This window comes from Sabulicella flocculans (genome assembly GCF_045449635.1).
In the GTDB taxonomy this organism is placed as follows: Bacteria; Pseudomonadota; Alphaproteobacteria; order Acetobacterales; family Acetobacteraceae; genus Roseococcus.
Genome location: NZ_JBJJBR010000008.1, coordinates 77,165 through 97,158, shown reverse-complemented (window position 1 = coordinate 97,158; position 19,994 = coordinate 77,165). Strand labels below are relative to the sequence as shown.

Here is a 19,994-nt window from a genome sequence, read left to right as displayed (position 1 = left end):
GAGTCTCTCTCCTCAATGGGCCGAGATGGCGATGCTGCCGGGCCTGTCCACCTGCACCGTGGCGTGGCCGATGCCGTGCGCCCGTTCCAGCGCGGCGGCCACGAGCGTCGGCAGCGCGGCCGGGTCCGCGCCGGGAGCGGGCGCGACATGCAGCGTCGCCACCAGCGTGTCGTCAGTCAGCGTCCAGACGTGCAGGTGGCCGACCTCCGCCACGCCAGGCACCGCGGCCACGGTGGCGGCGACCGCCGCGGGGTCGAGGCCGCGCGGGGCAGCCTGCAGGAGCACCCGGATGGAATCGGCAACCAGCCCCCAGGCCGAGCGGACGACCAGCCCGGCCACGAGCACGGACAGGAGCGGATCGAGCACGGTCCATCCGGTCAGCATGATGCCGATCGCGGCCCCGATGGCGCCGACCGACCCCAGCAGGTCCCCCACCACATGCAGCAGCGCGCCGCGGAGGTTGCCGTCGCCCTGGTCGCCGGCGCGCAGGATCAGCACGCCCGCCACGTTCACCGCCAGCCCGACCGCCGCCACGGTCAGCATCGGCCCGGCGAGCACCTCGACCGGCGCGCGGAGGCGCGCCAACGCCTCCCAGGCGATCCAGGCGACGAGGAGCAGCAGGGAGGCGCCGTTCGCCAGCGCCGCCAGCACCCGCACGCGGTGCCAGCCGTAGGAGCGCGCGGCGTCCGCCGCCCGCGCCGCGACGCGGTAGGCGATCAGCGCCAGCAGCAGGGCGGCGGCGTCGGACACCATGTGCCCGGCATCGGCGATGAGGGCGAGCGAGCCGGAAACCCAGCCGCCCGCGGCCTGCACAGCGGCGTATCCCGCCGTCATCAGGAACACCAGGCGGATGCGGCGCTCGCTCTGCGCCGTCACCGCCGGGGCGCCGTGGTCGTGCGGCGCCTCGCCGGGGGCATGGGCGTGCGCGCTCATGCCCCCGGCGTCCAGCGCAGCAGGCGCAGGGCGTTGAGCGTTACCAGCACCGTGGCGCCGGTATCGGCCAGGATGGCGGGCCACAGGCCGGTGACGCCGAGCACCGTGGTGACGAGGAAGACCAGCTTCAGCCCGATGGCCACCGCCACGTTCTGTCGGACAGTCGCCATGGTGGCGCGCGACAGCCCCACCAGTTCCGGCACGCCCGCCACGCGGTCGCGCAGCACGGCGGCGTCCGCGGCCTCCAGCGCCACGTCGGTGCCCCCGCCCATGGCGATGCCCACCGTCGCGGCGGCCAGGGCCGGGGCGTCGTTGATGCCGTCGCCCACCATCGCCACCGGCCCGGCCGCCTTCAGCGCCGCGATCTCGCGCAGCTTGTCGGCGGGCAGCAGCTCGGCCCGCGCCTCCAGCCCCAGCCCGGCGGCGATGGCCGCGCCCGTGCGGGCGTTGTCGCCGGTCAGCATCACCGCCGCCACGCCCTGGGCGCGCAGCGCGGCGATGGCGGCCGCCGCGTCCTCCCGCGGCTCGTCGCGCAAGGCGAGGAGGCCGAGCAGCACCGGCGCGGCGCCCTCCGGCATGTGGGACACCACGGCCACCGTGTTGCCCTCGCCCTCCAGCCGCGCCAGCTCCGGCGCCAGCGCGCCCAGCGCCACGCCGGTCTCCGCCGCGTGCCGCGGGCTGCCGACGGCGACGCGGATGCCGCCCGCCACCGTCGCCAGCACCGCCCGCCCCGGCAGGGCCGACTGGTCGCGCGCCGGGCCGGGCGAGAGGCCGCGCTCCGCCGCGCCGGCCAGGATGGCGCGGGCCAGCGGGTGGGCGCTGCCGCCCTCCACCGCCGCGGCCAGCGCCAGCACCTCGTCGGCCGAGCGGCCGGGGGCGGGCAGCACCGCCGTCACCCGCGGGCGCCCGGCGGTCAGCGTGCCGGTCTTGTCGAAGGCGACGGTGCGCGCCTGGCCGATCGCCTCCAGCGCCGCGCCGCCCTTCACCAGCAGCCCGCGCCGCGCCCCCGCCGAGAGGCCGGAGGCCATGGCGGCCGGCACGGAGATCACCAGCGCGCAGGGGCAGGCGATCAGCAGCACCGCCAGCCCGCGATACACGCCGGTCTGCCAGTCCCAGCCCAGCAGCAGCGGCCCGAGCAGGATGACGGCGAGCGACACCGCCATGGCCGCGGGCGTCCACCAGCGCGAGAACCCCTCGATGAAGCGCTGGGTGGGCGCGCGGGAGGCCGTGGCCTCCTCCACCAGGCGGATGATGCGGGCGATGGTGTTGTCGGACGCCGCGGCGGTGACGCGGATGCGCAGCGCGCCGTCGGCGTTGACCGAGCCCGCCACCACCGCCTCGCCCGGGCCGCGGGCGACAGGCACGCTCTCGCCCGTCACCGGGCTCTCGTCCAGGGCGGAGCGGCCCTCGAGGATGGCGCCGTCGCAGGGCACGCGGTCGCCGGGGCGGACCAGCACCTCGTCGCCCAGGCGCAGGGCGGCGGCGGGCACCTCCTCCGCCGTGCCGTCGGGGCGCAGGCGCCGCGCCGTGCGCGGCATCAGCGCCGCCAGCGCCCGGATGCCGGCCCGTGCCCGGCCGGCGGCCACGTTCTCCAGCAGCTCGCCCACTGCGAAGAGCAGGACCACCACCGCCGCCTCCTCCGCCGCGCCGATCACCAGCGCGCCGAGGGCGGCGGTGCACATCAGCGTCTCGATGGAGAAGGGGCTGCCGGCGCGGGCCAGCGCCAGGGCGCGGCGGCCGAAGGGCACCAGCGCCAGCAGGGTGGCGGCGACGAAGAGCCAGTCATGCTCCGCCGGCAAGGCGAGCGAGAGCAGCCAGGCGCCACCGACCAGCGCGCCGAGCGTCCAGACCAGCAGGGCCTTGCCGGTGCGCCACCAGGGCCTCTCCGCGTCGCGCGGGTCCTCCTCGCCATGGGCGTGGGAATGGTCCGCGGGGGCCTGCGCGCCGTCATGGCCGTGGCCGCCCTCGGCGCCGGCGGCGGGGTCCTGTGCGGGCCGCATGGCGTAGCCCAGCGCCGCCACCTGCCGTTCCAGCGCCGCCGCGGCCGCGTCGTCCGCCACCGTCGCGCCCAGGCGCTCGGCCATCAGGTTGACCTCGATGGCGGAGATGCCGGGGATGCGTTCCGCCGCCGCCGTGACCTTGGCCACGCAGGAGGCGCAGTCCATCCCCTCCACGCGCCATTCCCGCCGCCCGTCCATGTCCGCCATCGCCCTGCTCCGACTCAGTCCCGGGGGAGATGGGACCTCCAGCGGCTGGAGGTTCAAGCCCCCGTCAGCGGAACAGCACCAGGCTGGTGGCGAGGACCGCCATGCCCGCGACCATGGCGTAGGCGGCGTCATGGCCGCGGGCGTGGCGCTGCGCGGCGGGCAGCAGTTCGTCCAGGGCCAGGAACACCATGGCGCCGGCGATCACCGCGAAGACCGCGCCCATGACGCCCGGCGTGAGGACCGGGCCCAGCACGAGCCAACCCAGCAACGCGCCCAGCGGCTCGGCCAGGCCCGACACCAGGGCGGCCAGCGCCGCCTTGCCCCGGCTGCCGGTGGCCACGAAGACCGGCACGGCGATGCTGACGCCCTCGGGGATGTTGTGCAGGGCGATGGCGACGGCCAGTGGCGCCCCGAGGGTCGGGTTGTCCAGCGTGGCGAAGAAGGTGGCCAGCCCCTCGGGCAGGTTGTGGGCGGTGATGGCCGCCGCCGTCAGCAGGCCCAGCCGCCGGGCGTGGGCGTGGTCGCCCGCGCCTCCGGCATGGGCGTCGCCGTGCGGGTTCGGCACCAGGCGGTCCAGCAGCACAAGCAGGCCGACGCCGAGGAAAAAGAAGCCGGTCGCCAGCGCGTAGCCGCCGCGATCGTCCCACTCCTGCGCCAGCGCGGCGGCGCCCTTCGGCAGGATCTCCACCAGCGACACGTAGACCATCGCCCCGCCGGAGAAGGCGAGGGCCAGCGGCAGCAGGCGCGGATCCCCCCGGTCGGCGCGCGCGACCAGCAGGGCGCCGAGCAGCGTGCACAGCCCAGCGGCGGCGGTGACGGCGAAGGCCAAGCCGACATGGCCGGTGGCGAGGGGGTCATGCCCCTCACGCATATCGCACCGGCGGCATCCGTGACGAGGCCCCTTGGTGCCCCCGTCCGGCAGGCGCACATGGCGGGCAAAGGAGTTCCCCCGCGATGCTCTCGATCGGCGACCTGCACCGCGCCACCGGCGTGAAGCCCACGACCATCCGCTGGTACGAGGCCGAAGGGCTGCTGCCGCCGCCCGCCCGCACCGAGGGCGGCCACCGCGCCTATGGCGAGGCGCATCTGCGGCGGCTGGGCTTCATCCGGCACGCGCGCGAACTGGGCTTCCCCATGCCCGCGATCCGTCAGCTCCTCGACCTGTCGGGCCGCCCCGAGGGCGATTGCACCGCCGCCCATGCGGCCGCGACGGCGCAGATCGCCGCGATCGATGTCAAGCTGCGGCACCTGGGCGCGCTGCGGGCGGAACTGGCGCGGCTGGCGGCGGCCTGCGCCGGCGGGCGCGTGGCGGAATGCCGGATCATCGAGGCGCTGGCCGATCACGAGCATGTCGGATGCGACGACCCGCTGCATGGGCGGGGGGAGGGCTGAAGCGGCCGCCAAGTGGGCGTGGATGCCCTCGGCTTCGGGGGCGGCAGGAGGTGTCCGCCAATCGGCCTTCGCGTTTCCGGCGGCGGAGATGGAGCATCTTCTCCTTGTTCCCGATGTCTGCCGGAGATTCGCCAGGACTATTGGCGCTCATCGCGTGGCACCGGAGCAGCGCGTGAACGCGGCGTTCAAGAGATCCCGGCGGCAGCACGGCAAGCCCTCTCCAAGCCTGCGCCCAGGGGCGTCCTGGAGATGCCGCCGATCGCTTCCGCCCGATGGAGATGATGGCTTCGCGCTGAATGAGCACCTCGCCTTGGGATTGTCGAAGTTCGACAATCCCACCTTGACGGCGTCAGCGGAGATCGGATTTCGCGACGGGATTGAACAGCATGATGTTCTCGCCGTGCTCCACCTCTACGACGTCAAGACGGTTCTCGCTCGATTGGGTTGCGTCCTGGGGATGCACGGCGTCACATCGGAAAGGAGAATTCTGGGCATCCTTCGATCCGAAGATGTCGGTGGTCGCGCCGCCGTGATCAGACGCCACCTTCCAACCCTTGCTTCCATGGATCAACCTTCGGGCCACGCTCGATGGGGCAGATCCCTCGCAATCCGGCGCTGAGTGAGCACGGGTGCGACGAGAGAGGCCGGTGCATCGGTGTTGCCGGGAATTCCACCGGCAGGCGAGCCGGATGTCACATGCACGCTTATCGCTCGTTTCCAATGGTATCTCTCGAGCGGCCGCGCCGTCGCTGGAACGACCAGTTTTTCCCATGAGTTCATCAGCGCGCTCCAGGTCGTCTTCCACCGCGGATGGCTGATCCGCGGGGTTGACGCTGCTTCCAGGACGCCGCTTGGAGTGACTGCCAGTGCGGGCCGGTTCGAGCTGGAATGTGCCGACGTCGCCAGTCACCTGATGCCAGTCCGGAAGTGGCTCGGTACCAGGGACGGCACGGTGCGGGACGAGACTGTGCGGTGAGTCGAATGGGAGCGGCGCGGTGAACTCGCCCAGTCGCTCCGTAAGTTCGCAGAGGCCCATGGATGGTGTCTCCTGTTGGACATGGCTCGACGGCCGCGGGCGGGTTCGCTCCGCGTGGCCCGGCCACGGGATGGCAGTGATGGGTTGGGGGTGTGGCGCGGTCAGCCTGACCGGCTGCGGCCTTCGCCGCGTGCCGGGCCGGGCGACGGGGATGTCGCCCAGCCGCAGCGCGCGCCGGTCAGCTCGGCGTGCCGCGGATGGCGCCGCGCCTCCCGCCCCGCCTGGAGGTACGCGGAGAGCTGTCGTTCGCCGCCCCCGGCGGCGTGGCGAACCTCGCCACCGGCAAGGCCGCGACGAGGGCCCGCAGGCTGGTCGCTTCGACCAGGGTGCGCCCGCCCAGGCGCCGGGCCTGGAGCTCGCCGCGGGCCAGCAGGCCGTAGAGGGTGGTGTGGCCGACCCCCAGCGCCGCGCGGGCTTCGGCCACGCTCAGCAGCAGCCGCCCCGGCGCCGGGTCGGCGGGCGGGGCCGGGGGCAGGATGTCCTGCTCCGGCGGCGGCACGGGGGGTCGCCCCGCCGGTCGGCGGGGGTCGGTGGGTGGTCGTGTCTGGGGGATGTGCATGACGGCACTCATGGGTGCGCGCGTCCGCGCGTCATGGCGCGGGACCGGGCAGGTTGCGGGGGTGTGTGGCCGGTCGCACGGTCCCGCGGCCTTCGCCCGGAGGGCGGCAGCGGCGTCGGGACGGGTGGATGCGGTGCTCACCTACAATCATCCGTGCGAGATCTGGAGGACGTCAATGGTTGTCTTCGACCCGCGACGAAGATTCTGCAGGTGCCATCGTCGCGCTCCTCAGGCGGCCACGGCCACGCCCTCCGCCTCGCCCTGCGTCACCCCGCCGTCGCGGCACCACGCTGCCCAGGCTTCCATGACCGGCCGCCGCTCCGTGACCAGCTCGTCGCGGGCATAGGCGGCGCGCGTCTCGCTGGTGTCCACGTGGGCCAGCGCCAGCTCGGACAGCTCGTCCGGGTAGCCCCGGCTGCGGCACCACTCCTTGAACGAGGAGCGGAATCCGTGCGGGACCGCCACGTTGCCCGCCGTATCGCGCCAGCGCGGCGGGGCGCCCACCGGCACGCCTTTGGTGGCCAAGCGCCGGACCAGCAAGGACAAGGTCATGTCCGACAGCGGCCGGCCCGGTTTCTGCCCGGGGAAGACACGCGCGCCCGGCAGCATCGTGCCGTCCGCCGCCAGGGCCAGCGGGCGCATCTCCTCCAGCACGGCCATGGCCTCGGCCGAGAGCGGCACCGTGTGCAGCAGGCCGCTCTTCATCCGCTCGGCGGGGATCACCCACCGCCTGCGGGCGAGATCCACCTCAGCCCAGGTCATGCCCCGGACCTCGCCGGAGCGCGCCGCCGTCAGCACGGCGAAGCGCAGCGCCGTGGCGCCGATGGCATGCACCTTGCCCAGCGCCGCGAGGAAGGCGGGCACCTCCGGGTACGGCAGGGCGGGGTGGTGGCGCGACCGGCCGGTCCGCTCGCGCTTGCGCTGCTTCATGCGGGCGGCGGGCGGCAGCAGGTGCTGCAGGTTGTTGGCCCATGACGCCGGGTTGACCTCGTTGCGCGGGCGCAGGCCCTGCACGGCCGCGTGCGCCAGAACCGCCTCCAGGCGCTGGCGCACGCGGCGTGCCGTCTCGGGCGCCTCGGTCCAGAGCGGGCGGAGGGTGTCGGCCACGAGATCCGTGGTGATGCGCTCCACCGGGGTGTCGCCCAGCCGGGGCAGCACGTGGCGCTCCAGCGACGCCCACCATTGCGCCCGGTGCTTGTCGTTGCGCCACTGGTCCTTGCGACCGTCCAGGCAGGCGCGGGCGACGTGGCGCAGCGCGCGCTCGGCGGCGGTGCGGCGGACCTCCTGCGCCTGGGCGCGCTCGGTGGCCGGGTCGCGGCCGGCGCGGATGAGCAGGCGGAGGCGATCGGCCTCGGCGCGGGCATCGGCCAGGCCGACGGCGGCATGGCCCTTGGCGGGGCCCAGGCCGATCTCCCGGCGCCGGCCGTCCAGGGTGTAGCGCAGCACCCAGGAGGAGCCGCCGTCGCCCAGGACGTAGAGCATGAGCCCGCCGCCGTCGGTGTGCTTGCCCGGCTTGGCATTGGCCACCTGCTTGGCGGTGAGGGGCTTGGAACGTCGCGGCATGGGGCCTCTGCGGGATGGAACGGCGCGGGACCGCCGCACCTACCTTTCCACCTACGATATCCAGGCTATGAGCGAACATGGGCACACGCAACAATGTTGATGTGCCGGGGCCGCTAGGGCAAAGCGTTGATAACGCTTGTTATCTGCGGAAGCCGCCGAACATGACGGAGACTATGCGGGCGGACACCCTGTCCGCCAGTTCCCATACGAGCCGCGCTCTCCGCCTCACCGAGCGCAGCGCTGAGTGGCAGGTTTCCTGGGGTTTTCGGGGCAGAGCTGTTGACTGGCCGGGCGCGGAGAAGCCCGAAAATCGCTCTCCGGAGGCCCATTCTCTCCGGACCTGCTGACTTGGCCGATTTAGTACGGAACTCAAAAACCTAGGTCAAAGGCCGGTTTCAGCGCGGTCGGCACTTGATCCGGTTCGAACCCCACTTGCCCGAAATCCGTACTTCGAGAGCGAACAGTTTGGTACGCTCAGTCAGCCGGATCATTCCCGCTCCGAGAAAAAATCCTCGTCGAGGCGTTTGAACTCAACGGTTCGGCTGACTCGCACCCCGACACCGTGCTCGACCGTCAGTTCGGTCAGGCGTTCGCCGTTCAGGAGCGATACCGACCAGATGCCGCATGACCAGCAATTCAGCCTAAATCAGATCGGTAGTCGGAGATCGTTCAGCAGTTTAGCCGAGATCGAGGCCGAGCCACTCACCCGGCTAAAGGCATCGCTGGCTTGGCGTGTGTTCAAGAGCGCCGCTAACCCCTCCGCTGGGACCGCGTCCGGCCGTTCGCGGATTAGCATGAGCGTGTGGTTCTCGCCGACGACCCCTCTGTGCTGAAGGAAGAACTCATCAGGGATGGCGGCCGCGACAAGGCGGCGCCCCTGGCTCCGTGAGGACGTCCGCTGCACAACCACGCAGGGACCCAGCACGGCCCCAGCCGCCCCAGCGGAGAGTGTGACGAAGCCCATGCCCTTAGCCTGCCTGGAGAGGCGGCCACGGTCAAAATCGAAGGTGCCATCGCCCAGCACACAGGCCGCCCAGATCAAGGGAAGACGTCCAGGGCCTGGCTCCTGATGCATGCGCTCGGTCTCCCGGTTGGCCACGAGGTTGCCGACGGTCGCCCGCCAGCCCATCTCGCGGAGCGACCGCCCCGGGCGTCCATCCGTCGTTCCGGTGACATCGACATCCGGGAGTGTCCAGGGCGACTCATCTGTGGGGATGGTCGCTAAACCGCATTCGCGCAGGAATCCCTCATGAGTCAGAACGCCGGAGGTTGGTGTGTGTGGCGTCGGGTCGATGATCGGCAACGGGCGCTTGCGAAGCACGATGAAGCAGGCGTCCTGCACGGCATCCAAGAAGACGTCGCTGCGCTTTTCCACGACGTCGAGCACCAGCACCTCGGCTTGGGACGAAACAGAGCGGCGGAAGGCCGCGAACTCCGGGCCACCCAGGAAGGAGCTCGGGATCACATGGCCGACCAAGCCACCGATCGGCGCCTGCTCCAGGGCGGAGCGGACAAACATCGCGTAGAGGTTCAGCCGACCGCTACGGATGTCAGCAAAGCGCTCGATCTGGTCGAGTTGTTCCTGGGCATCCAGGCGCCGGTAGGGCGGGTTGCCGATTTCATGATCAAAGGCGGCATGCGCGGGCTTCAGGCCATCCCGAACACGGACGATCTTACCGATCAGCCTGATCTGCTGTGTCGAGAAGCCGAACTCCACACGCAGCATGCGAACGATCAGGGCATTCGCAAGCCGCGCCAAGTTCGGATCGATTTCGGAGCCGACCAAGCGCTCGGCGAGCCGCTTAGCGATCTTCTTGCGCGGCAGGCGCATAGCCAGCCAAGTCTTGACCATGCGGCGCGCCGACGGCACGAGGAAGGCCGCCCCGCCTGAAGCGGCATCGCGTAGCCGATCACGCGAGATGTCGACGCCTAATGCCTCCATGCGAAACATGAGGTGGTCGACGAGATGCGGAGGGGTAAAGTAGGCGCCGAGGCGTTTGCGCTGATCGCCCGGCATTAAGACGGCATAGACACTGGCGATGGCGTGGTCGGCCCAGGGCGGCGTCAGTCGTGCCAGGAGAGCTCTCACCTCGACCGGGCCGCGGCCGTTCACCAGCTCCAGCGCCTCACGCAGGGCTTCAGATGCCTCGGCGGCGGGACGCCTCCGATAGTACAAACAAATCGCGCGGACGATTCCGGCACATTCTCCCACGGAAGCAGACAGAACAGATGGCGAGTCAAACGGACTCACTTTCGGCGCCTTGCTGCCCTGGCGATGTCCAACTTTTGCGCTGTGACATCACGCGACGGGTTGGCAAGTTCTGCGAGCCCCTCCGCCTGGCCGCAAAGCCAAAGCGCCGCCGCGTACACGCCCATCCCGACCGACGGATTACCTCGCTCCATGCGCTGGAGAGTAGGGACGGAAACACCGATCCTAGACGCCCACTCCCGGAGAGGCTCACGGCGCCGCTCGCGCGCCACCCGCAGGTTTTCCCCCAGCACCAGCAAGGCATCTCGGGCTAACGGCGGCAAGGATTTGCTGACTGAGGCAGGACGGCTCATAAATATATGAATGTGCAAACCGGGTATTTCGTCAAACTATATGTGCACATCCGGCGACACTGATTGAAGTTCAATCGCGCATCTCTCGGCGGCTCGAACTGCCGCTGCGATGACGTCGGTGCCGCGCCCGCGAAGGAGGACGCCGAGTTCCATGGAGTTGCGGGCGTAGTGCAGCATGTTGGCGCTGCCCACGTAGGCCATCTGCTCATCGGCCAGGACAACCTTGGCGTGGAAGGTCTCGTAGTTCCCGTCACCGAGATCCAGGACGTAGTCGAGGACCCTGACGCGGAGATCGCGCAGCCGGTCCTTGATGCCTTCCAGAGCGCGACGCGTGCCGGAGTTCCGTGCTCGCAGGATCAGGGTGCGGTTGGTCGCGGGGGAGATCTCGAATAGATCGGCGACGAAGCTCAGTCCCTGCTCGTTCGCGAAGGGCGTCAGCATGACCAGGTCGCGGTGCGCGGCGCTGGCCACCTGTCGCATGGCTGACGCGGTATCCATGAGATCTGCCCGCGCCATGCCCGTTGACTGCAATGCCTTGGCGAAGGCGCTGGGATTGGGCGGTGGCGTCACCACGGCCTGGAAGGTGCCAGCCTCCGGGCGGATCGCAGCCATCACAGCGACACCACCTAGGAAGGCCGAGAGGCCCACTGGGGCCGCTCCCGTGGTGTATAGAGCGCTGCCGTCCCCGCCGCCGGACAGCCAGCCGCGGCGGCGAAAATCTCGCACCACGGCGGCCGCGCTGTGCGGGCGGAGGTCCTGGCGTGTTGACCAGACATGCAGGACTGCGCCTGGCGGGCGCAATTCCATCTCCCGGGCCAGGATCGACGCCTCCGTGGCGACGCTGCAGAGGGCTTCCGCCAGGGAGTGGGCGACCTCGGCCGGGATCTCGTTCAAGGGATAGATCCCCTGAGCCCGGCCACGACGTCGTAGTAGCCAACGAGCTCGGTGCGGGTGCTTTGCTCCCACTTCGCCCAATACGGCTTCCCGCGGCCGATCAGCGACGACCGTGACAGCAGGTCGTTGCGGGTCACACAGGACGTCTCGGGGATCATGATGCAGTCCGGGCAGGCGCCGCCCTTGTGGTTGCAGGAGCTCTCGCTGCCGCAGCGCAGGGCAGCGGGCGCCCCCATCCTGGCGAGGAACTCATTTCCATCGTCCACGGATCCCCGGTCCCGCCACATCGACGACAGGTTGCCGAGGTCCATGGTTGTCCCCCGCCGATAGACCAGGAAGGCGAGGTCTGGCGCGAAGATGTGCTCGGAAAGCGAGCCCATCTCCAAGCCCGACAGCGCCGCGATCTGCCCTATCATCTGGTGCGCCATGGTGTGCAGCAGCGTGTAGACGTGGGGGTACGCGAACTCAGCGACCTCCTTGTCCCGGCGGTAGGATTCCAGGAACTGCGTCATGCGTCCGGGCTGAGGCCCCGTCTGCACCGTGGCGGCCTGCTCCAGTAGACGGCCACCCAGCGATAGCCCGGGAGACGATGTCGGCAGGACGAATTCATTGGCCTCGATCCAGGCGAGAACGGACGCCTCATCGAGGCGCACATAGAAGCCCTCGTTGGATGAGACCACGCAGAGCACGGGATACTGCCAATGGGCACCCATCCCACCGTCGGTTGCCCGGCCTTTGACCTTGTCGAACATGCGGAGCCGAACCGGGAGATCGATCCCCGCGGCCTTCGACGGGGGCTGGCGCTGCTCCAACGGCTGGGACGCGACACGGGTGTAGCCGAAGGTGAATTCGCACAGCCGGACATCACGGACCAGGCGCATCTCAGCGATGCCCATGAGGTCGAGCCATGCCCGCGATGCCTGGTGGAGGCGATCCTCATCCGCTGGCCCCGTCAGGCCGTCTGGCTTGGTGAATTCATCCAGGGCTGTGACAGGGACACTGCGCAGGCGCCCGTCATCCATCGCACCGGCGGTGATCTTGTCCGCGCGGAAGGCGTCGTGCTCCACGACCATGCGAACGGGATCGAACTTGTTCGGGAATTCCAGTCTGGAGGTGAGGACGATCTCCAGACTTGGTGATGGCTGAATGTGGTCCTTGAATACCGTGGCGGCCCAGTCATCCTCGATTTTTGCGATCTGATCGAGAATGCCCTGCCGCGCCGCGACCTCGCTCTCCGGGATATAGCTCAGTCCCACACGCATGGATGCGACCTGCACCCACTCCGACGTTCGGTCGGCCCGCGCCAGGTGGACCTGCTTCTCCGCGTCGCTCAGGGTGCTTCCGGCGGGAAAGCCGAACTTCCTCGTCAGGTGTTGGCCCAACTCTCGCACACGGCTGTTGTCGAGTAGGGTCATGTTGCTCTCGTCGGGGAAGAGCAGGACCCGATCGCCGTGGGGATAGTGCACGGCATTCGCGCGATAGGAGATGGGCTCCATGTTGACCTCGGCACGGATGGCCGTCTGGTCCAAGAGGCGAGGGGCGAGAATCTTCAGGCTGTCGGGGTCAGGCATGATGAGATCGCGCGGCGTGTTGCAGTCCACACAGGAGAACTGCATGGACGACAGCGATCCGGTCCCGACGCCAACCCATCGGAAGCGCTGCCCGTCACAATGCGCGCACCTCGAGATGTGATATTGGCTGCCGTCCGGCATGATCTCCAGGCGTCGTGGGCTGGGTTGCTCGATGCCACCTGACCAGTGGACCATGACAAAATCGAGTTGCCGCCAGCTGTTGGCGCAGGTCGCCGCCCCGGTCGGGCAGGCATGCCGGAATGCCGCCATATCGTCGCTGAGGTTCGCGGGACTATTGGACTCGCGGTGCAGGTTGCACTTCGTGCAGCGGAACGAGAGCGGGAAGGGCATCAAGCCAGCGAAATCGGGGGTCTGAAAGCGAAGGTCCCCGAGGCCGATCTTTACGGTGTGGGCATCGTTGAGCACATCCCGATCGACGCAGAGTTCGATCGGGATGGGGTGCCGAGGGTTGGTGCCAGAAGTTCCCCGCTCGGCCCAGGAGCGCACATATTCCTGGATGATGCTCGCGATCTGGCGCCGACTGACGTCGGGCAGACCCTCACGGTCCGTTCCATTCTCGGCATCGGGCAGGGCCATGCAGGCGACGGTACCGCCCTCGAAGGTAAACAGACCTCCTGGCGAATACGCGCGGGAGATCTGCCCTTGTGAGCGCATCATCTTGAACCGGTCGTTGCTCATTCCCGTGCTCCCCCAACCACCCCTCAGCCCGCCCTCGGTGGGCGCGGGCGACGGCCCTCCGTGACTTCATCCGCATCAAGCTCGCGGCCGTGCCTCGCCCTGGTCGACCCCGATCGCACGTTGGACATCGCCACGGCGATCTTCTGCGGCTCGACCAGCTTGCGTCCCGGCAACATGCTGGTCGGGCGGATGGTCCCTTGCCCCTGAACATCGCGAAGACTGGTCATCGGCCGGGGGAGATCTCCCAATCCCATGCTCCAGAACTCCCACATCGGACAGGCCGCGGCGTTTACGGAATTCAGGAACAACCTGACCTGCTCGCGGATGACGCGCATGTAGTAGGCCTGGTTCATGGAGCCCCCGACATTTGCGGGTCTTCTCACCCCGAACGCGCTCGCGATGAACTCAATGCAGGCGTCGTAGTTGGCCGCATTGCCCATGATGGCGGCGACCGCCGCGGTTCGCTCTGGCAGGCCCGTGGAGGCCTTGGCCGCGTCCGGCGCAGCGATGAACGCCTTCTGGTAATGGACACCAGCGAGCCATGTCTGAATGAGCGACGGCACCGAGCGAATGATAGCCCGCTCCGCCCAACGCTCGGCCGCGGGCGGCGGGATCATTCGTTCGAGCAGGCGATGGAAGGACTGGTGGACCTCCACGACATAGCGATCACGCCGAACCTGCGGGGTCGGCACCAGGATCGAGAAGCCGACATGGGTTCGCCCCACCCGGGAAGATGCCTGGATGTACTCGGCGATGTCCGAGGGCAAACCGGCGAAGGCCATCGCGTTGAAGTTCTCGACGTCCACACCGTGCGAGACGGCGGATGTCGCCACGATCTCCCGCAAGCCGCGGTTGGGATGATGCAACTCCGGGTCGAAGACCACATCCTCGGTCGGGAACATGATCTGCTTCTCAGCGAGCTTGATCACGTCCTGAATGGTGCCGATGTCCACGCCGCCGGAGATCAGCGCGTTGCCGTATTGCATGCCCTGAGCGGTGTCGAGGCGATAGCGCGGTCCCATGACGCGATGCGCCTCACGCACCTCATCAACCAAGGCCGAGAGGATCTGGTCACCGCCCTTCTTGTTGGTGACATAGGTCAGCATGATGCGGTGGAGGTCGAGCAGCGATAGCATCGCCGCCCAGTTCCCGTTGGCCGCCGCCGTGCGGACCGCCGCCACCCGACGATCCCGCCAAGGGGCGTCCGAGATGCATGCCTCGATCTCTGCGGCCGCTTGCGCGCGGGTGGCGGGGTCGTTGAGATCGATCATCCACCGCGTGATCGCCGCGGCATGTGCAGCCAGCACAGCCAGAGTCGTCACGGTGTGCTTGCGGCCGTTGGTCATGATGGAGGCGTAAACCCGCGCCCATGGCGCCGACATCTCGCGCCCCAGAGGCGTGTCAGGGGTTCCCCCGCGGGCGACTTCGGCGGCACCGCCGGGCTGGTAAGCAGCGAGATGGACGTAGAAGCCCTCGTGGAGCGTGGGGCCGGGATGCGGGAATTGGACGACCGTCTTCTGGTAGATCGCCTTGACGTGGCGTTCGACGTCCGAGGCCGTGGCGGTGGCTCCGATGACATGCGGCAGGCGAACGCGATCCGGCGCGGATGTGTAGCGGCACGCTGTCGGGCCGATCATCTTGCCGATCTCGCGCAGCCATTCGAACAGGCTGGTCTCGAACAGGCCGCCAAACGTCCCCAGGCTCTCATCCAGCAAGTGCATTTCGTCCTGGATGATCAAGCTGGGGAAGGGATCGAAGAGCGGCCGAATTCCGCCTGACCAGGCTGGGGCGATGGCTTCCCCTTCGGCGCCCATCATCTCCAGGAGGCCGTCAGGTCCTCCGACCAGGCCGCGTGCCAGGCCGAACATGCCCGCGATCTTGGAGATCTTGGCGATGTTCTGCCCGATCAGGGCGAGCTTATCGACAGTGCCCAGGATGATCGACGGAGCGCGCCGATAGATGTCGGAATCCGCCAGCAGGAACGGCAGCGGCACACTGCCAGCCGCCACTCGGGGATGGGCGCGGTTCCAGTCGCAACTCTCCTCGTGGCAGACAATGCCGAGCCGATCGGCCTGCTGGGGAAACAGCCTGAGGCCGGTCCCGGTCGTCCCGCAAAAGGGGCAGGTCGGCAGCTTGTTCCAGGCCGCCTGCGACTCCCGGTAGAGACGGGCGTTCTGATTGGTGTTGGCCTCATTCATCAGCGCAGCTTCGTTCAGCGCCCCGGGCGTTCCTGCCCTGGGGATGTGACGAACCGCGTCGTCCAACTCGTTCCTGTGGTTGCGGGTGTCATTGGGCGTGTTGTTTCCGCCTACCCAGAAGCCGATCTCGAAGGGTGCCCCGCCCAGGCCTTCGGCCCGCCGCACCATCTCCGCCCGGGCGAGCAGGCGGGCCAACCTCTGCGCCTGCTGCACGGTGAGCAACCGCAGGGGGTAGTGCATCATCGCCGTAATGCCGCGAAGCTTGCCGCGCAGCCGATCGAGAAAGAGCGCGAAGGTTTCAACACCAAAGAAGGCCTCGGTCTTGCCGCCACCGGTGGCCATGTAGAGCAGCGTCGCCGCATCCTCGTCGAAGGACGCCTCGAAATGGGGCGCGACATCGAATCCTGGGATGCGCGATGCCAAGGTCGGGATGTGCGAGAACACGAAGGCAAGCTGGAACAGGCGCCAGCCCGGGTTGGGGCGCTCCGTCGTCGGAGGATAGAGGTCGTCGAAGGAGCGGTTCATCATGAGCCAGGCCCGGTAGGGGGCCGCCATGCCGTCGCTTGGGTTGCCCTCGCAGACCGCGCGCGATGCCACGAGCAAGCGGATGCCCAACGCAATCCTCTCGGCTTCCTTGCGCCACTGCAGGACGTCCCCTGCGAACATCGCGAGTTGGGCCACGCTATCTGGATGCGCCCCCGCGGGAGGCCCCTCAAGGCTATCGACCCAATCGGTCAGCGCCCTGGGCAGGCGAAGCAGGGTCGCGATGTCGAAGGTGGGATCCGCCAGTCGGCTGAAGCGTGTCTCGACGCCCGGCGCGGGGAGCGAGCGCGGCTTCAGCTTCGGCAGCACGTAGCGCGGCATCCAAGTCGTGCGCAGCGAGACATCTCCCTCATCGGCCTCGCACTCCTCCACGCCGCAATTGACGCCCATCGCGGGCATCGAGAGGAAGCCTTCGAGGTGGTAGCTGCGCCGGACGCGCTCCAGCGTCATGGGGGCGAGGGCAGCCCGCGGCAGCCGAGCTGCGAGCGAGATCTGGAACAATCCGTTCTCGCGCTCCTCGTCACGCTCCCGCTTGTTCTCGATGGCGAGACGGACCGAAAAGCCACCTGGAGCTCGCCGGATCGGCAGCGGGTCGAAGCGGACGCCGACCTCGAAGGTGGGAACCAGGTCGGCTGGCACGGGCGGCAACAGGCGAACCCTGCCAAGATACCGATCCCATGCCTGGGGCTCCCAGAAATCCTCCGACACAGGGCGTGGGTTTTTTCGCCATGCCCGCAGTTGCCCCTCGGGAGACGCGATCCACGCCTGGGCGGCATCCTGGATCGCCGTGCCGAGTCGTGTGGAAACCGCCAACTCGGCCGAGAGCCAGGATGCCGGATCAACGGGAAGCGGCAACTCAGCTCGCAGGGGCGCGATGTCGACACGGCACCACGCCGGGGGCACCTCGTAGCCGCGGCTGTGGGGTGAAGGGATGCGCAGACGTGTGGCCATGGAGACGCCTTGGGCCAAAGTCGGGGCGTCGACGGGATCGGGAGGGACTTCCTCTGCTTCGGGAGCCTCAGCCTCATCGGCGATCTCTGAGTCTGGCACGACCTGATAGACCGGCGGCGGGACGACGCCATACCTGGCGTAGATCTCCAAGCGGATCGCCTCCAGGGTCGCGGCTTTCTGCTCGCGCGTCATGTCAGGGGTCACGCGGGCAATCCGCAGGGTGCGGCGAAGCGCTGAGATCTCCCGCTTGCGATCCGCGCTGAAATCCGCCCTGGGCACCAGCAGCCCGTCGTCTGCGAAGAGCTCATCGGAGGTCGGCAGCGCGCGGACATAGATCGCCCCTCGAATCTCCAGCGAGATCACGCCGGCGACATCTGGCAAAACGCTGAAATCCATACCGTGGGCAGCGATGCGAATGTCGTTGGCTTCGTCATCCCCATTGGCGTTCAACCGCGGCAGGATGAAACCACTGGAGAGACGACGGGACGGCTTGGCACCCAGGACGATCCGTCCGTCGGGCCCCTCACCCGAGACGCGGCGCCGAATGCTCTCCAGCAGGGCGTCAGCGACGGCCTCCTTGAGCTCCTGCCGGAGGTCGTCGGATCCCAGTGATGCGAGAGCAGGCTCCAGCTTCATGGCGAGATGTCTTTCCTGATCTTTACGGAGGTCACGACATCGACGGCGTCGCGGATCGCTTCCATGACGTCACTGGCAGAATGCCCCTTTGAGATCGAGGACATCGCCCCTTCAGGGTCGACCAAAAATGCGGAGAGGTGGTCGTGAAACAGGGCTCCCTCCTGGACGCTGAAGGATCGCGTGGGAACGATCATGGCTGTCCAGAAAATCCGGGCAGTGGCTTCGTCCGCACCCAGGGCCGTGATGAACAGCAGGAACCGCTTCCAGTCCCGTGCTGCCTCCGGCCTGATGGTCCGCTCGCTCTCCTGAGCGAGTGCCTGCTGATCGGCTCGCAGCCAGCGTCTCACGTTGGAATGCTCGCTGGTCTTGAAGGACGGGTCGGCCGCCTGCATGCGGCGCAAGACGGTCCAGGCCTTTTCTGAAAGGTCACTGCCGGGGATCGTCTCCCGCATGCCCGCGATGAAGGTGTGGTACCCCGCGATCGACTTGGCTGTCCTGCTCGATGACACGATTGCGGAGCGCAGTAGCGAGACCAACCCCTTCCTGAAGACCGGAATCTGATCTCCCTGCTGGATCGTGTGGGCGAGGACTCGCTTGAAGGGACGGATATCGTCGGGAAGATAGACCGGTACCTGAGCCTGCTTGCGGTGGTAAATGACATCGCCGCCGCGGGTCGTGATAACGACGACGTCCCCGCCGTTCAGCCCAGTGCCGCGGCTGAAATCCAGGAGTTCCTTCGAGGGATCGGGGCCGAGCCGGAATTTCGCTTCGGCTTCATCGAGGCGCTCATACGCGCCGCCTATCTCGAAGACCTTTGCCAGCGCCGTGGCCCTAGCGGCAATAGGTCCGAGGCTCGGCAACTCGGACAAGGTTTTGAGCAGTCTGGAGAGCTTTCCTACACCTGCGCAGTCCCCGATCACGACGACCTCATCGAGGGGATGCGGCATCGTCAACAGGGCATGGATCGAGTTCGGCGTCGGCGACAGTACTATCAGGCGCTTCGACTTGGTGAGACGGTCAAGGTCGTGTTGGCTGATGGTTCGAACGCGCAGTTCGACGGCCCGCGTGGCGAGTTGGAAGACTTCCGCAATCCGCGGGTCACCGATAGCGACGGCAGTGTCTGCATTGTTCCATTTCGGATTGGCCAACAGGCTCCAGAGCTTCGCCGACACCGGCGTGTCCTGCTGCCACGAAGCCAGGCGACTTTGGAGTTGGTCGCGCAGGTTGGTCGCCTGCTCGATACTACGGCCGATCATCGTCGCGGCCGCCACCATCCTCTGAAAGTCCTGGCCGGGAAGAAAGAGCGCGAGCGCGCGCATATTTTCGTCGGTGTCTTCCTCGTAGTACACCTTCGCGATCGCCAAGGCTTCTTCGAGCCCCAGCGGCAGGCTGGCTGTGCGTGCGAGGACGTCGAGCGCCTTCCGGGTGACCCTGGCCATTTCCCGGTCACCCGAACCCCCGTGAAGGTTTGCGAGCGCCAGCAATTCCGCCCGCAGGGATGCCAGGCCCGGGTCCTTGAAATCAGCCTGTACTCGCAACGGTGGAAGAACTGTCGGAAGTTCGACGGCATCGCCAACCGGCATGTGCAGCGGTGCATAGATGCCGAGCTTGCTCGGGAACTTTCGATTGATCTTGCCCGACGCCTGCTTGATGAGCCCCTCGGCTCTCCTGTGCATGTACGGGTCGTCGCACAGCAGGATGAGTGGAGGCCTCCGGCCTGGCGCCGAGGGCAACTCCTCCAGGAGCAGTTCGAGCGCCTTCTCCCAATCGTCACGATGCAGATCCCGCTCCGATCCTGTCAGGTTGATGATGACAGCATCAAGTCCGACGCGCCCGAAGCGCGGGAACTGTAGGAGTTCCCGAAGAACGCCTTTTTTGAGGGTCCACGGCAGGCCAAAAATTGCCTGCGGGGTTACATCGGGATCGCCCATCTTCGGGAGGTCGTGAGATAGGTTAAGGCCGTCTCTTGATTTTCTGGCCTGGGTGTAGTGCTGCACGCGGCTGATGATCTGAGCCGGGTTAGCCGCATAGGTTGGCGTTCGTCCGGGAATGAGCACGGGCGAGAAAGCTGGAGTGATCTCGCGCAAGGTGGGACTATTCGCATGGCTGTCCGCCGCTGAGAGCGTTGCCCGAGCCCCTTTGATGAGGTCATTCATTCTCAATTCGATCATGGCGGTCGCTTGATGGGCGAAACCGCCCTCGGTCGTCCAATCGGCGCGTGTACCCTGGTGATCCGTTGCCACGCGGCGC

General features: G+C 68.2%; 13 protein-coding genes. 1 reads left to right on the top strand and 12 read right to left on the bottom strand.

Annotation, left to right across the window (positions count from 1 at the left end):
* Positions 1–12: 12 nt before the first annotated feature.
* The 3 genes from ACI6QG_RS10260 to zupT form a co-directional block, all read right to left on the bottom strand.
* Positions 13–933, bottom strand: a complete 921-nt coding sequence (locus ACI6QG_RS10260) for a cation diffusion facilitator family transporter (protein WP_407024456.1) — start codon at positions 931–933, stop codon at positions 13–15.
* On the bottom strand, positions 930–3,140 hold the full coding sequence (locus tag ACI6QG_RS10255) for a heavy metal translocating P-type ATPase (protein ID WP_407024455.1): 2,211 nt from the start codon (positions 3,138–3,140) through the stop codon (positions 930–932). Before ACI6QG_RS10255 ends, ACI6QG_RS10260 begins: the two co-directional genes overlap by 4 nt.
* A gap of 64 nt (positions 3,141–3,204) precedes the next feature.
* On the bottom strand, positions 3,205–4,011 hold the full coding sequence (gene zupT, locus ACI6QG_RS10250; RefSeq protein ID WP_407024454.1) for a zinc transporter ZupT: 807 nt from the start codon (positions 4,009–4,011) through the stop codon (positions 3,205–3,207).
* 83 nt (positions 4,012–4,094) lie between these two features.
* Here zupT and ACI6QG_RS10245 point away from each other — a divergent pair, with 83 nt between their 5' ends.
* Complete coding sequence (locus ACI6QG_RS10245) at positions 4,095–4,532, top strand: MerR family transcriptional regulator (RefSeq protein WP_407024453.1); 438 nt, start codon at positions 4,095–4,097, stop codon at positions 4,530–4,532.
* A 349-nt stretch (positions 4,533–4,881) separates the two neighbouring features.
* Here ACI6QG_RS10245 and ACI6QG_RS10240 read toward each other — a convergent pair whose 3' ends face one another.
* The 9 genes from ACI6QG_RS10240 to ACI6QG_RS10200 all read right to left on the bottom strand — a co-directional run bounded on the left by ACI6QG_RS10240 (position 4,882) and on the right by ACI6QG_RS10200 (position 19,900).
* Complete coding sequence (locus ACI6QG_RS10240) at positions 4,882–5,337, bottom strand: hypothetical protein (protein ID WP_407024452.1); 456 nt, start codon at positions 5,335–5,337, stop codon at positions 4,882–4,884.
* Between the two features lie 409 nt (positions 5,338–5,746).
* Positions 5,747–6,067, bottom strand: a complete 321-nt coding sequence (locus tag ACI6QG_RS10235; protein ID WP_407024451.1) for a helix-turn-helix domain-containing protein — start codon at positions 6,065–6,067, stop codon at positions 5,747–5,749.
* Between the two features lie 288 nt (positions 6,068–6,355).
* A complete protein-coding gene (locus tag ACI6QG_RS10230; protein WP_407024450.1) occupies positions 6,356–7,690 on the bottom strand; it encodes a tyrosine-type recombinase/integrase in 1,335 nt (444 codons plus the stop codon).
* Between the two features lie 646 nt (positions 7,691–8,336).
* Entirely contained in the window at positions 8,337–9,803 is a 1,467-nt protein-coding gene (locus tag ACI6QG_RS10225) for an Eco57I restriction-modification methylase domain-containing protein (RefSeq protein WP_407024449.1), read from the bottom strand.
* Between the two features lie 134 nt (positions 9,804–9,937).
* Positions 9,938–10,252: a helix-turn-helix domain-containing protein gene (locus tag ACI6QG_RS10220; protein WP_407024448.1), complete on the bottom strand. Its 315-nt coding sequence runs from the start codon at positions 10,250–10,252 to the stop codon at positions 9,938–9,940.
* Between the two features lie 36 nt (positions 10,253–10,288).
* Entirely contained in the window at positions 10,289–11,146 is an 858-nt protein-coding gene (locus ACI6QG_RS10215) for a phospholipase D-like domain-containing protein (RefSeq protein WP_407024447.1), read from the bottom strand.
* Positions 11,143–13,416 (bottom strand): DUF8724 domain-containing protein, encoded by a 2,274-nt coding sequence (locus tag ACI6QG_RS10210; protein WP_407024446.1) that lies wholly within the window; start codon positions 13,414–13,416, stop codon positions 11,143–11,145. The genes ACI6QG_RS10215 and ACI6QG_RS10210 overlap by 4 nt, the downstream gene beginning before the upstream one ends.
* Positions 13,417–13,439: 23 nt before the next feature.
* Complete coding sequence (locus ACI6QG_RS10205) at positions 13,440–17,744, bottom strand: DEAD/DEAH box helicase family protein (RefSeq protein WP_407024445.1); 4,305 nt, start codon at positions 17,742–17,744, stop codon at positions 13,440–13,442.
* Complete coding sequence (locus ACI6QG_RS10200) at positions 17,741–19,900, bottom strand: hypothetical protein (protein WP_407024444.1); 2,160 nt, start codon at positions 19,898–19,900, stop codon at positions 17,741–17,743. Before ACI6QG_RS10200 ends, ACI6QG_RS10205 begins: the two co-directional genes overlap by 4 nt.
* Positions 19,901–19,994: the final 94 nt, after the last annotated feature.

Bases quoted from the DNA above. Each gene is read 5' to 3' on its own strand.
- ACI6QG_RS10210 (WP_407024446.1), bottom strand. From the start codon at position 13,416: ATGAGCAACGACCGGTTCAAGATGATGCGCTCACAAGGGCAGATCTCC.
- zupT (WP_407024454.1), bottom strand. From the start codon at position 4,011: ATGCGTGAGGGGCATGACCCCCTCGCCACCGGCCATGTCGGCTTGGCC.
- ACI6QG_RS10205 (WP_407024445.1), bottom strand. From the start codon at position 17,744: ATGAAGCTGGAGCCTGCTCTCGCATCACTGGGATCCGACGACCTCCGG.
- ACI6QG_RS10260 (WP_407024456.1), bottom strand. From the start codon at position 933: ATGAGCGCGCACGCCCATGCCCCCGGCGAGGCGCCGCACGACCACGGC.
- ACI6QG_RS10230 (WP_407024450.1), bottom strand. From the start codon at position 7,690: ATGCCGCGACGTTCCAAGCCCCTCACCGCCAAGCAGGTGGCCAATGCC.
- ACI6QG_RS10255 (WP_407024455.1), bottom strand. From the start codon at position 3,140: ATGGCGGACATGGACGGGCGGCGGGAATGGCGCGTGGAGGGGATGGAC.
- ACI6QG_RS10245 (WP_407024453.1), top strand. From the start codon at position 4,095: ATGCTCTCGATCGGCGACCTGCACCGCGCCACCGGCGTGAAGCCCACG.
- ACI6QG_RS10220 (WP_407024448.1), bottom strand. From the start codon at position 10,252: ATGAGCCGTCCTGCCTCAGTCAGCAAATCCTTGCCGCCGTTAGCCCGA.
- ACI6QG_RS10200 (WP_407024444.1), bottom strand. From the start codon at position 19,900: ATGAATGACCTCATCAAAGGGGCTCGGGCAACGCTCTCAGCGGCGGAC.